This window comes from Pelomonas cellulosilytica (genome assembly GCF_021353265.1).
GTDB classification, from domain to species: domain Bacteria; phylum Pseudomonadota; class Gammaproteobacteria; order Burkholderiales; family Burkholderiaceae_C; genus Pelomonas; species Pelomonas cellulosilytica.
This window is the reverse complement of record NZ_JAJTWU010000009.1, coordinates 238657-251456: the sequence shown is the minus strand read 5'-3', so window position 1 is coordinate 251456 and position 12800 is coordinate 238657. Positions and strand designations below refer to the sequence as shown.

The following is a 12800-nucleotide window of genomic DNA, read 5'->3' as shown; positions in this document are numbered from 1 at the left end:
CCCAGTTGCCAGCCCATGCCGTTGCTCGTCTGCTTCCTGCTGGTGCTGTGCGCCGCCGCTGTCATTGCGTTGTGGCCGCTGTGGGTGCGACACCGGCGCGAGCGCATCGCCGGACAGCCCTTCCCGGCCGCGTGGCGGCGGCTGTTGCGCCGCCATGTGCCGCTGGTGGCGCGGCTGCCGGCACGACAGCAGCTGAGGCTGAAAGCGTTGATGCAGGTCTTCCTGGCCGAAAAACCCATCATCGGCTGCCGCGGCCTGCGCGTTACCGACGAAGTGCGCGTGACCATCGCCGCGCTGGCCTGCCTGCCGCTGCTGGGCGCGGCGCGTGGCCTGTACCCGGAGCTGCGCCAGGTGCTGGTCTACCCGGGCGCCTTCATCGTCGACCGGCCGGTGACGGAAGGCGGCGTGCAGTCCGACCAGCGGCGGGTGCTGGCCGGCGAAAGCTGGAGCCAGGGCCAGGTGCTGCTGGCATGGGACGAGGTCAGGCGCGGTGCGGCCACGCCGGGCGACGGCCACAACGTCGTTATCCATGAATTCGCCCATCAGCTGGACCAGGCTCATGGCGCGGCCAACGGCGCGCCGCAGCTGCCGACGGCCGAGGCCTACCGGCGCTGGTCGACGGTGATGCAGAACGAATTCGATGCGCTGCGCTGGCGGCTCGCGCGCGGCGAGCCGGGACTCATCGACGCCTATGCGGCGACCGACCCGGCGGAGTTCTTCGCCGTCATCAGCGAGCTGTTCTTCGAGCGGCCGGTGGAACTGGCCGCAGGCCATCCGGCGCTGTATGCCGAACTCAGCGGCTACTACCGCCTCGACCCGACAGCCTGGGCTTAGAAGCCCAGCGAGGCGAGCAGGTCGTCCACGTCGTCCTGCTTGAGTGCCTTGTCCGGCGTCTGCACGCCACCCATGACGGAGGGTTCTTCCGAGACCGGCGGAGGCGGCAGCGAGGCGATCAGGTCCTGCAGCGGCGGCTCCGCGCGCTCCAGCATCTTGCTGACCTTGTTGATGACCTGGCCGGAGAGATCCTGAAAGTCCTGCGACATCATGATCTCGGTGTGCAGCGACTTCTCGCGCGCGGCAAAGCTCGCCGCGTCGGCCGCGTAGGCGGCGCACAGCTTCATCAGCGCGCGGGCGCGCTCCTGGCTGATGTTGGTGGACAGGGCCAGGCGGTTCAGCGCGTCCGACAGTTCACGGCCCTTCTTGCGCACGGCCTCGGCGTCCTCCTGGGCGGCTTCCACAAGGTTGAGCACCTTGGTGGCGGCCTGCTCGGTCATGCTGCGCACGTAGGCCAGGCGCTCACGGGCGTCCGGCAGTTCGTCGACGACGGTGTGCAGGATCTGCGCGGCGTCGGCGCGGATCAAGGTCTGGATGGACGCATCGGACATGTGGGTTCCCCTGGGCTGAGCCCGGCCGGCAGCGACGAGGCTCACTCAGTTTAGGAGGGGCACCGTGCGATGCCACGGCCCAACAGCGAGGCGAACGCGGCCTTTGTCACGCGAACCCCGGCGGGTTCAGCGCGGCACGAGCAAGGCCCGAAGGCCGGCCGCCTGGGCGGCGTCCAGCCGGCCTGCGGTCTCGGCCAGCGCAATCTGACGGCGACCCAGCGCCAGCAGCAGGTCGGCATCCAGCCCGGCATCGGCGAGCGCCGCGAGGTGGCGCTGCAGCACGCCGGCGTCGCCCCGGGCGATGGGGCCGGACACGGCGCCGGCCAGGCCACGGGCGGCGGCGGTGTCGAGCGCACCGCGCGTCAGCGGCAGCAGCGCCGGCAGGGCATCCGCCCCGTTCAGGCCGGCTTCGTCCCACAGCGTGGCAGCCTCCGCCAGCACGGCCAGCACGCCGCTGGCCGCGAGATTGGCCGCCGCGTGATAGGCCGCGCGGGCCCGGCTATCCATCGGCGACGGCAGCGCCAGCGGCTGCAGGGCCAGCCGCCGGGCCAGGTCCTCCAGCGCCGGGCGATGCGCCGCGTCGGCCTCGATGCCGACATGCACACCCGCCAGGCCGGCCTCGCCGGCCAGCAGCTTCAGCGGATGGAAGCCCGCCGCCGCCGGAGCCGCCGCCAGCGCCGACAGCGGCGTCGCGCCGCTGCAATGCAGCGCCAGCTGACCGGCCCGCCAGCGCAGCACCGACGCGGTGGTGGCGATGTGGTCGTCAGGGACGGTCAGCCACACCCAGTCGGCCTGCGCGGCAGCTGCGGCGGCCATGAACTCGCCAGCGCCGGGCGAACGGCGGCCGACGACGACCGCCTCGCCCGCCGCACGCAGCGCCGGCACCAGCGCTTGAGCCAGCCGGCCAAAGCCGATGACCGCGTGGGTCAGCGCCATCCGCGCGCTCAGGGCTTGACGAACTTCAGCGTCATGCGGTCGCTCTCGCCGATGGCCTGGTACTTGGCGCGGTCCTGGTCCTTCATCGCGTAGGTAGGCGGCAGCGTCCAGACGCCGCTGGGGTGGTCGGCCGTGTCCTTGGGGTTGGCATTGACCTCGCTGCGGCCGGCCAGCTTGAAGCCGGCCGCCTCGGCGAACTTGATGACCGTCGCCTCCTGAACATAGCCGGTCGGCGCCTTCGGGTCCTGCGTACGCGAGGCCGGCAGGCGGTGCTCCTCCACACCCAGCACGCCGCCCGGCTTCAAGGCTTTGAAGGCCGCGTCGAACACGGCCTGCGCGGTGCCACCGGCCATCCAGTTGTGCACATTGCGGAACGTCAGCACCGCGTCGGCGCTGCCGGGCGGGGCGATGTCGAGCAGGCCCTTGGCGGGGTCAAAGGTCGTGATCTTGACCTTGCCGTAGACGCCCATCGACTCCATCTTGGCCTTGAAGCGCGGGCTGCCGGCGTCGGCGGCGTAGAGCTGGCCCTGCTCGCGCAGATAGGGCGCCAGGATCTCGGTGTACCAGCCGCCTCCTGGCGCCAGCTCGACGACCGTGTCGGCGGGCTTGATGCCGAAAAAGCTCAGCGTCTCGTACGGATGGCGCGCCGCGTCGCGCGCGACGTTGCCGACGCTGCGGTGGTCGGCCGCGACAGCGGCCTTCAGCGGGTCGGCGGGCTGCGCCTGGACGGCGGCAGCGGCAATGACGAGAGTGGCGGCGAACCAGTGCTTCATGGGCGATGTCCCGGTGCGTTGAAGGGCCGCCAGTATGCGGCGCCGGGACAGTCCCTGCCGAAGGTCAGCGCTTGGGCTTGGGCGGCTTGCGGGCACCGGTGGTGTCGGCCGGCGCGACGACGCCCTTCACGGTCGCCTGCGCGAGCTTGAAGAACACGTCGGTGTTGTCCTGGACGCCGGTGAACGCCAGCGCGCCGGGGCCGTAGGCCGACAGCGGCACGTCGGTGGCGGTGTGCACGGCCTGCTCACCGGGCACCTGGCCGGTGACGAGGTACTCACCCAGCGCGTCATCGCGCTCCTGCGCATTCGCGGGATACCACTTCAGCGGCGCCTCGGTGACGAAAGGCTGCTGCACGTCACGCTGCGGTGTTTTCTTCGTGCGCCAGTCCTCGTAGCGGTCGGCGTTGGCGCCGTAGCCCACCAGCAGCCGGTAGTCGATGTCGGTGGTCTCGGGATAGCCGTCGGCAGCGATGCGGTAGTGCGGGAAGCCGGCCTTCTCGTAGGTGCCAACGACGCCGTTGCGCAGGTTGGCCACGCCCTTCTTGGCGGCCAGCTCGGCCAGCGCCTTGTCGGTGACGGTGGCGCCGCCGATCAGCGCAGCACCCGAGCATTCGTGGTCGGCCGTCACGATGACCAGCGTGTCGCCTTGCTCGGCCGCGAAGTCCTGCGCCACACGCACGGCGCGGTCGAACTCCAGCGTGTCGAGCATCCAGCGCTCGGTGTCCATCGCATGGGCCTGCTTGTCGATGGACGCGCCTTCGATCATCAGCACGAAACCCTTGGGCGCGCGCCTGAGCACGGCTATCGCCTTCGCAGCCATCTCGTCCAGCATGGGCTGGTCCGGCAGGCCGAAGTCCTCTACGACGCTGCCGCCGCCCAGGCCGTTCTTCTCCGTGCCGCGGCGACCGTTGATCTTGTCCAGCGCGACGTTCATGTTGGAGAACGCGAACAGGCCCAGCAGCGGCCTGGTCACGTCGGCCTTGTCCAGGTCGGCCTTGGTCGGCGCATAGCCGAAGCCGGCAGCCTGGAACTCCTGGATGAGGTCACGGCCCTTGTCCAGGCGGCCTGACGACACGCCCCAGCGCTTGACGATGTCGGCCGTGTGCGCGTCGGTCGCCGAGAACGCGTAGTCGTTGGTATCGGTGCGCGCCGAGCCGGGCGTGCCGGCTGGCAGGAACCACTTGCGGCCGCCGCCCATCAGCACGGTCAGGCCGGTGTGGGCGCGGTCGTCAAAGAACTGGTCGACGATGCCGGTGCCCGCCCCGCGGTTGCTCGTGTGCACGGCGTTGCCGGCCGGCGTCGCGTCGAAGACGTCGGCCGTCGTCACGATGCCCAGCTGCTTGCCCTGCGTGCGGTGCAGGTACTCGGACAGGTACTCGACGCGCGGGTTGTCGAAGGCGTCGAAGGTGTCGTCAGGGAACACGCCCTCCTCGTTGTTGTTGTTCTTGTTGCCACTGACGTAGCTGGTCATTCCGGGCGACGAGTCCGTGACGATGGAGTTCAGCGACGACGTCTTGACCATGCCGGTCGCCGTGAACGTGTCCATGGCCAGCGGCTGCAGCGCCTTGCCCTGCGCGTAGCCGTGCACGATGCGCGCGGCAGTGCGCTGCGAGGCGCCCATGCCGTCACCCAGCAAGATGATGATGTTCTTGACCTTGGGACCCATCGCTGCCGTGAACGGCACGACCTCGAAGTTGCCGGTGGCCACGACCTTCTGACCGTCGGCCTGGGTGGCCTCCACACTGAATGAATGCGCACCGGCCGCCTCGCTGGAGACGGCGCGGACGGTGGCGATCGCCGCCTCGGCCGCCAGGCCCTTGGTGCAGCCACTGGCGCAGTCGCGCAGCGCGACGTTGGCGCTGACCGGTTTGCCGTCGAGGAGGAAGCGAGCCGAGGTGATCTTCTGGCCCGCGTCGGGCTTGATGGTGGCCTGCAGGTCGAAGCGCTGACCCGGCAGGAAGCGCGCGATGACCGGCGCCGCTCGGCCGCTGGAAAACAGCTCGCTGGGCGGCGTCAAGCGCGTGACGGTGGGCGCGGCAGCGGCGGTACCGGCGGCCAGGGCGAGGAACAGGGCGGCGCGTTTCATCGGGCGGGTCATCGGGCAGGCTCGGAAGTGGAAGCGAGGGCGTCGGGGGCAAGCTGCAGGCGCAGCCAACTGACGCGGCCGGTCTCGTCCTCGGCGGGGCCGTAGTCGAGGCGGCCGGTCAGCGTGACCGGGCCGGGCCGGTAGGCGATGAGGCGGTCGCGCTGCGCCTCGGGCAGCAGCACGGTGACGGTCGCCGCCGGAAGGTCATCGGCCTCGCCGTCGGCATGCTCGGCCATCGACACCGGCCGCGGCGTCAGCAGGAAGCGGCCGGCCTGCGGCTGCTCGCGCTGCACCATGAAGCCGACCAGCCGCACCTGCCGGCCCTGCGCAGCTTTCAGATGAGGCGTGGGCTCCAGGCCTCGCGGCCCGATGGGCTGGACGAAGAAGTCCGTGAAGCTCAGGGCCAGCGGCGGCTCGGCGGCGGCCAGCGCGGCCGGCGCCAGCAGCGCGGCGGACAGCGCGGCCAGCCAGGGCAGCAGTCTCATGCGGGGCGACTCCAAAACCCCGCATGCTCGCGCCGCTGCATGTCAAAGCTGTGACGACGCTCCCAGCAGCGCGCCGCGGCTGCACAGCGCCTCGAAGTCGCCCAGCGGCATCGGGCGCGCCAGGCCGAAGCCCTGCAACACGTCGCACCCCTGCGCGCGCAGGTGCGCCTGCTGCCCGGTCGTCTCCACGCCCTCGGCCACGACGGTCAGCCCCAACCGGTGGGCCAGCGCGATGACGGCGTCGACGATGGCGCAACCCTCGGGGCCCGTCTCGATGTGGTCGACGAAGGACTTGTCGATCTTCAGCGCGTCGATGGGGAACTGGCGCAGATAGGCCAGGCTCGAATAGCCGGTGCCGAAGTCGTCCAGCGACAGGCTCACGCCCAGTTCCTTGAGCCGGCGCAGCATGGCCGCGCTCTCGGCCGGGCGGTCCATCAGCATGCTCTCGGTGACCTCCAGCTCCAGGCATTGCGGCGGCACGCCGTGGCGATGCAACGCCTCGCTCAGGACGGTGTCCAGCTGCCCCGCGGCGAACTGGCGCGCCGCCACGTTGACGGCGATCTGCGGCATGTCCAGGCCCTGCGCGCGCCAGCGCGCCTGCTGCGCACAGACCTCGTCGATGACCCACGCGCCGATGTCCAGGATCAAGCTGCTCTGCTCGGCGATGGGAATGAAGCGGCCCGGAGGCACCAGCTCGCCGTTGCGACGCCAGCGCAGCAGCGCCTCGGCCCCGACGATGCTGCCGGTGGTCGTGCAGACCTTGGGCTGGTAGTGCAGCAGCAGCTCGCCGCGCGACAGCGCGTGGCTCAGGGCGACCTCGATCTCCAGCTTGTCCACCGCCTGGCGGTTCAGGTCCTGCGTGTAGAAGCAGAAGCGGTTGCGGCCCTGCTCCTTGGCCCGGTATAGCGCGGCGTCGGCATCGCGCATCATGGCCGTCGCATCGCTGCAACCATCGTCGGGGAACAGGCTGATGCCGATGCTGGCCGTCACATAGACCTCGTGGCCCAGCGACAGCGCTACGGGCCGCGCCACGGCCGCGAGCAGGTCCTGCGCCAGCAGGGCCGCCTCGTCGGCGCTGTGCAGCGCCTCGGCGATGACGAGGAACTCGTCGCCACCGAGCCGGCCCAGCGTGTCGCCGGCCCGCACCCGCGTTCTGAAGCGCCGCGCCACGCAGGTCAGCAGCTCGTCGCCCGCCGGGTGGCCCAGGCTGTCGTTGACGGTCTTGAAGCCGTCCAGGTCGATGTACAGCAGCGCCGTGCGCCCGCCGTGGCGGCGCGTGCGGGCCAGCGACTGCTCCAGCCGCTCGGCCAGCAGCCGGCGGTTGGGCAGCTCGGTCAGCGGGTCGTAGTTGGCCAGGCGCTGCAGCTCGGCCTCGTCGCGCTTGACGCGCGTAATGTCGGTAAACACGCCGACGAAGTTCGCCACGCCGCCCGCATCGTCACGCACCGCGCTGATCGTCAGCCACTCGGGGTAGATCTCGCCGTCCTTGCGCCGATTCCAGATCTCGCCGCGCCAGTGGCCCACGCGCAGCACCTCGCCCCACATCACGCGGTAGAAGGTGTCGTCATGCCGGCCGGAATGCAGCAGCGCCGGCGTGTGGCCGATGGCGTCCTCCGGCAGATAGCCGGTGATCTCGGTGAAGGCACGGTTGACGCTCTCGATGCGGCCTTCGGCGTCGCAGATGACGACGCCGTCACGCGTGCTCTCGAAGGCCTTGGCCCACTGGCGGTTGCGCTCCTCCTGCTGGCGGCGCTCGGTCACGTCGTGCACGACGCCGAAGATGCCGCTGATGCGTCCGTCGTGTTCACGCAGCGGCCCCAGCGTGCTCAGCAGCCAGCGCCGGCCCTGGGCCGTCGTCATCTCGCACTCGCCCGACACCGCCTGGCCGGTCTCGATGACGCGCTCGCGCAGCGTCGCGATGTGCTCCCGGTCCACAGGCGAGAAATGCACGTCGACCTTGCTGCCCAGCACCCGCTCGGCGGGCAGTCCCAGCGCGCGGCAGGTGGCCTCGTTGGCGAAGGTGAAGCGGCCCTGCAGGTCCTTCGTGAAGATCAGGTCTGGCGAGCTGCTGGTGATCGCGTCCATGAAGTCCAGCGCGCGCAGCTTCTCCTCCTGCTCGGCGCGCTCGCGCCGTGACGCGAGCAGCTCGCGGCGCTGCTGCAGGCTGAACACGCCGGCGACGGCCAGGACCAGCGCCGCGATCTCGGCCACGACGATCCACAGCAGCTCCCCCCAGGCGCGCTGGTAGAGCCTCTGCGCATCGACGACGGCCGTCAGGGTCCAGCCGCCGGCCAGCGGCGTGGCCACTCCCACCAGCCGCTGCTCCGCCACCTGCGCGTCGAAGGGCTGCGGCGCCGCCCCGTCCGCCAGCGCGGGCCAGCCGGTCACGCCGTCGCCGGGCAGCACGCGACCCTGCAGCACGCCGCCCGGGCCCAGCTCCAGCCATTGCCAGCCGCCCTGGCGCCGGCGCGACAGCAGCAGCCGCTCGCCATCCACACCCGCCGCGCCAGCGCGCAGCAGCCCGAGCAGCACCGGCGTTGCGTCGAACCGCAACGCGAGAGCCTGACCGGCATGGCTGGTCTCCGCGCGCAGCGGCGCATGCGCGTCAATCTGCAGATGCGCCACGCCGGCCGCGTCCGTCACCGCCAGCACAGTCCAGTGGGCGTCGCCGAGCGGGCCATCCGGCGTCGTCGCGATGCGGGCGGCCTGGCAACCCAGCGACTCGCACAGGCGCTCGGCCTCCGCGGCGCGCATGCCGTCGTCGCCCCCACGCCGACCGTCGGCCAGCAATTGCTCGGCTTCGACACGGCGGCTTTGTGCGTCACGAACCCGCTCCATCGCCCAGGCGTTCCACTCGGCCGCGCGGGACCGCACGACGACGCCCAACAGCTCCGACACTGCCTGCCGCTCGCCACGGGAAGCCCGGATCGCGCCACCGACGCCGATGCCAACGATGACCGTCGTCGCCACGCCCAGCACCACCAGCATGCGACGGCGCGCGCCGGAAACGGCCGGCAGCGCGGCCCGCCGGCTGCGCCAGCCGGCAGCGCCCACCCAGAAGGCCGACAGCGCCACGAACACCAGGCCCTTCCACTGTCCGAGGGAGCGCAGCACCGCCACGTCCGACGACAGGCCGAACAGCAGACGGTCAGACCAAAAGATCCAGGCGACGCCAAACACCAGATAAAGCAGCACGGCGCGCAGCAGATGGCCGTCCAGCAACCCCAGGCTGCGGCGCCAGGCCTGCGTCAGCGCGCCCTCGTCCTCCGCCGTCGGCACGGCATCCTGGACATCGCCCGACCCGGGCGGATGCCAGAACGTCTTGCTCGACAGATTTCTCTCCACGCCTTCTCCCTAGATCTAAGGGGCGAATTCTGGACAGCGGTGCCCCGGCCGCACTTGACGGACATCAAGCGCCACCACGCGCATGCACGCCGTTAGTTGACGGAATACCTGCACCGCGGTGCTCAAGGGCACCGCGCGATATCCCGCTCCGGTCGATAGCGCTGTTCGGGGGGGTAAAGTCCCGGCCCATCGACGCGCCCGACCGCGCGTCCTCTCCCCGCATGAGTCTGCCCCACGTTGCCGTCCTAGACGACGAAGTCGACATCACCCAGTTGCTGGCCACGTACCTGCAGGTGCAGGGTTTCCGCGTGAGCCAGGTGCACACCGGCCGGGCCCTGCTCGACCTGATGGCCAGCGACCCGCCGCAGCTCGTGTTGCTGGACCTGGGCCTGCCCGGCGAAGACGGCTTCGTCATCGCCCGGCAGCTGCGTGAGCACTGGCGCTGCGGCCTCGTTATCGTGACGGGGCGCGGCGACGCCATCGACAAGGTCGTGGGCCTGGAGATCGGCGCCGACGACTACGTCACCAAACCCTTCGACCTGCGCGAACTGCTGGCCCGCATCAAGGCCGTGCTGCGCCGCCTGGCGCCCAGCCCGCCAGCGCCGGCCGCCGCCGTACCGGCCGCGCCCGAGCCGGTCGAGCGCTCGCGGCTGCGCTTTGCCGACTGGGAACTCGACACCGCGGCGCGCCGGCTCCTCAAGGTGGGCGGCAGCGAGGTCGTGCTGACGACAGGCGAGTTCGAACTGCTGCAGGTGCTGGTGCGCCACGCAGGCCGCGTGCTCTCGCGGGACTTCCTGCTGGAGAGCACCCGCGGCCGCGAGGCCGCGCCGTTCGACCGCACGGTGGATGTGCTGATCGGCCGACTGCGCAAGAAGCTCGGCGACAGCGCCGACGAGCCCCAGCTCATCAAGTCGGTGCGCGGCGCCGGCTACCTGTTCGTGCCGGCGGTGGCATGACATCCGGCATGGATTCCGCAACGGCCGCCGCAGCCTACCGCTCGCTGTTCGCCGTGTCGGCAGATGCGCTGCTGCTCGTCGACAACGCAGGCACCATCCTGCTGGCCAATCCCGCCGCGTCAACGATGCTGGGCTACACCCCGCAAGAGCTCGTCGGGCTGCCGGTGGACGCGCTGGTGCCCGACGCGACGCGGCCGCGCCACGCAGCCTACCGCCAGGGCTACGCCCGCAGCCCGCGGCCCCGCCCCATGGGCACTCAGATGGAACTGGTGGCCCGGCGCAAGGACGGCTCGGAGGTCATGGTCGAGATCGCACTGAGCCCGCTGCAGAGCCAGGGCCTGCCGTACGTCGTGGCCGCCATCCGCGACATCGGCGCCTATCCGCGCGTCAAGCAGGCGCTCAAGCGCGCACGCTATGCCGAGCACGTGGCCGAGGTCGGCCGCATGGCGGTGGACACGCGGGACCCGCAGCAGCTGCTGCAGCGCGTGCCGCAGGTGGCGGTGGAGACGCTGCAGGCCGACGCGGCCGTCGTGTTCCTGCTGGAGACCGACCGCCAGACCTTCCGCGTGGCCGGCAGCGCTGGCCAGGCGCCGCCCGAGACGCTCGGCAGCCGCATGCCCAACCGGCCGGACACGCCACCCGGCTTCGTCGTGGCGCAGGGCCGCCCGGTCGTCATCGCCAACTACGCCGACGAGCAGCGCTTCACCGTGCCGCAGGAATACCTGGAGGTCGGCCTGGTCAGCGCGATGGCCGTGCCGCTGACCGACCGCGGGCAGACCGTCGGCGCGCTGACCGTGCGCTCACGCGTGGCCGAACGCTTCGGCGATGACGAGGTGCATTTCCTGCAGTCCCTCGCCCACCTGCTGGCCGCCAGCCTGCAGCGCACGCACACGGAGGAGGCCCTCAACCATGCGCAGCGCCTGGAGAGCGTGGGCCAGCTGACCGGCGGCATCGCGCACGACTTCAACAACCTGCTCACCATCATCCAGGGCAACCTGCAGGTGCTGGAGGACTATCCCGCCGTTGCGGACGATGCCGCCGCGCCGCAGTTCGTCAACGCCGCGATCCGAGCCTCGCGCCGCGGCGCCGAGCTGACGAGCAAGCTGTTGGCCTTCTCGCGCCGTCAGGTACTGCAGCCCACGCAGGTGGACGTGGCGGCGATGGTGGAGTCGCTGGCCGACATGCTGCGCCGCACGCTGGACCAGCGCATCCGCATCACGGTCGACGTCGAACCGGATTGCCCGCCCGTGCTCGCCGACCCAGGCCAGCTCGAGTCCGCACTGCTGAACATTGCCATCAACGCGCGCGACGCGATGCCCGAAGGCGGCGCGCTGACCTTCGTGGCGGCCCGTTGCCAGGCGCTGCCTGCCGAGCTGCAGGGCGGCCGCCCGCGCGACTACGTGCAGCTCGCCGTGGCCGACACCGGCTCCGGCATGCCCGAGGCCGTCAAGGAGCGGGCCTTCGAGCCGTTCTTCACGACGAAGGAAGCCGGCCGCGGCACGGGCCTGGGCCTGAGCACCGTCTACGGCTTTGCCAAGCAGTCGCGCGGCGCGGCGCTGCTGGACAGCACGCCGGGCCAGGGTACGACGGTGGCGCTGCTGCTGCCCTGCCATCCCGACGCCGGCCGCGAGGACGACGCGCCGGGCGTGACCGGCGACGCGGTGCCGCCCGGGCTGAAGGTGCTGGTGGTGGAAGACGAGCCGGAGGTTCGTGCCGTCGTCGTGAACTTCTTGCGCGCACTCGGTTGCCAGGTGGACGCCATGCCCACCGCCGAACTGGCGCTGGCCGCACTCACGCCCGACGCCGGCTACGGCCTGCTGCTCAGCGACGTGGCGCTGGGCCCGGGGCTGCGCGGCACGCAGCTCGCCGTGCTGGCCCAGCAGCGCCTGCCGGTGCTGCCGGTGCTGCTGATGTCCGGCTACTCGTCCGAGCTGCTGGATGCCGACGAGGCGTCGGCCTGGCAGCTGCTGCGCAAGCCGTTCACGCGGGAAGGCCTGGCCGCCGCCATCGCGCAGGTGCTGGCGCTGAGGTGACTCACTGCAGCGTGGGGTTGGGCGACAGGCTGCGCTGAACGTAGGCGCCCAGCGCGCGCACATCGGGAATCTGCACGTCGCGGCGGCCGCGCTCGGGGAAGGCGATGAGCTTGTCGCGGGACAGGCGCGAGAGTGCGCGGCTGACCGTCTCCAGCGTCATGCCGAGGTAGTTGCCGATCTCAGCACGCGTCATGCGCAGCGTGATCTGGTCGTTGCGCAGGCCGCGGTCGGCCATCGCATCGGCCCAGGCGCGCAGGAACTCCGCCACGCGGGCGTCGGCCGACAAGGTGCACAGGCTCAGCAGCGAATCGCGGTCTCGGGTGATCTCGCGGCTCATCGCTGCATGCAGCAGGCCCAGCAGCGGCGCGTGCGCGGTGCTGGCGGCCAGCAGCGCGTCGTAGCGCACAGTCCAGACCTCGCCGGTGTCCATGGCAACGGCGTCGCAGCCGTACTGGCCGGCGGCGATGCCATCGAAGCCCAGCCAGTCGCCCTTGAAGTGCAGGCCCACGACCTGCTCGCGGCCGTCCGGCGCGAGGTTGACGGTCTTGAAGAAGCCGGAGTGGATGACGTGCAGGCTGCCAAACGACTCGCCGGCCTGGTAGACGTGCTCGCCGGTATGGACGACACGACGCGTGATCGCAACATGGTCCTGCAGCAGACGCAGCGTTTCGGCGATCCGCTCGGCAACGGCATGCTGGCCGGGACGCGAGGCGGTCACGGCGGGCAGGCGGGGGGCGGCGGTCGTGGCGGCGGTGGTCAGCATGGCAGTCTCGGCGGCAGTTGTTCGATGGGGAGAAGCTT

At 71.2% G+C, this 12800-nt stretch carries 10 protein-coding genes; 3 read left to right on the top strand and 7 right to left on the bottom strand.

Going from position 1 to position 12800, the window contains the following annotated elements:
* The first annotated feature begins 15 nt into the window (after positions 1-15).
* Entirely contained in the window at positions 16-834 is an 819-nt protein-coding gene (locus LXT13_RS22120; protein WP_233374478.1) for a M90 family metallopeptidase, read from the top strand.
* Here LXT13_RS22120 and LXT13_RS22115 read toward each other — a convergent pair.
* The 6 genes from LXT13_RS22115 to LXT13_RS28850 form a co-directional block, all read right to left on the bottom strand.
* A complete protein-coding gene (locus LXT13_RS22115; protein ID WP_233374477.1) occupies positions 831-1385 on the bottom strand; it encodes a protein phosphatase CheZ in 555 nt (184 codons plus the stop codon). The genes LXT13_RS22120 and LXT13_RS22115 overlap by 4 nt on opposite strands.
* Positions 1386-1511: 126 nt before the next feature.
* Positions 1512-2321 (bottom strand): DUF2520 domain-containing protein, encoded by an 810-nt coding sequence (locus LXT13_RS22110; protein WP_233374476.1) that lies wholly within the window; start codon positions 2319-2321, stop codon positions 1512-1514.
* An 8-nt stretch (positions 2322-2329) separates the two neighbouring features.
* Positions 2330-3094, bottom strand: a complete 765-nt coding sequence (locus LXT13_RS22105; RefSeq protein WP_233374475.1) for a class I SAM-dependent methyltransferase — start codon at positions 3092-3094, stop codon at positions 2330-2332.
* A 64-nt stretch (positions 3095-3158) separates the two neighbouring features.
* Positions 3159-5180 carry an alkaline phosphatase gene (locus tag LXT13_RS22100; protein WP_233374474.1) on the bottom strand — a complete coding sequence of 674 codons (2022 nt, stop codon included), beginning with the start codon at positions 5178-5180 and terminating at the stop codon, positions 3159-3161.
* Between the two features lie 8 nt (positions 5181-5188).
* Positions 5189-5665 (bottom strand): hypothetical protein, encoded by a 477-nt coding sequence (locus tag LXT13_RS22095; protein ID WP_233374473.1) that lies wholly within the window; start codon positions 5663-5665, stop codon positions 5189-5191.
* Between the two features lie 42 nt (positions 5666-5707).
* Positions 5708-9010: an EAL domain-containing protein gene (locus LXT13_RS28850; protein WP_349254857.1), complete on the bottom strand. Its 3303-nt coding sequence runs from the start codon at positions 9008-9010 to the stop codon at positions 5708-5710.
* 221 nt (positions 9011-9231) lie between these two features.
* On the opposite strand from LXT13_RS28850, the gene LXT13_RS22075 reads away from it, so the two are divergent.
* Positions 9232-9966: a winged helix-turn-helix domain-containing protein gene (locus LXT13_RS22075; protein WP_233374472.1), complete on the top strand. Its 735-nt coding sequence runs from the start codon at positions 9232-9234 to the stop codon at positions 9964-9966.
* An 8-nt stretch (positions 9967-9974) separates the two neighbouring features.
* Positions 9975-11999, top strand: coding sequence for a PAS domain S-box protein (locus LXT13_RS22070; RefSeq protein ID WP_233374471.1), 2025 nt, complete (start codon positions 9975-9977; stop codon positions 11997-11999).
* 1 nt (position 12000) lies between these two features.
* Here the strand turns inward: LXT13_RS22070 and LXT13_RS22065 are convergent, their stop codons facing one another.
* Positions 12001-12762, bottom strand: coding sequence for a Crp/Fnr family transcriptional regulator (locus tag LXT13_RS22065; protein WP_233374470.1), 762 nt, complete (start codon positions 12760-12762; stop codon positions 12001-12003).
* Positions 12763-12800 lie beyond the last annotated feature (38 nt).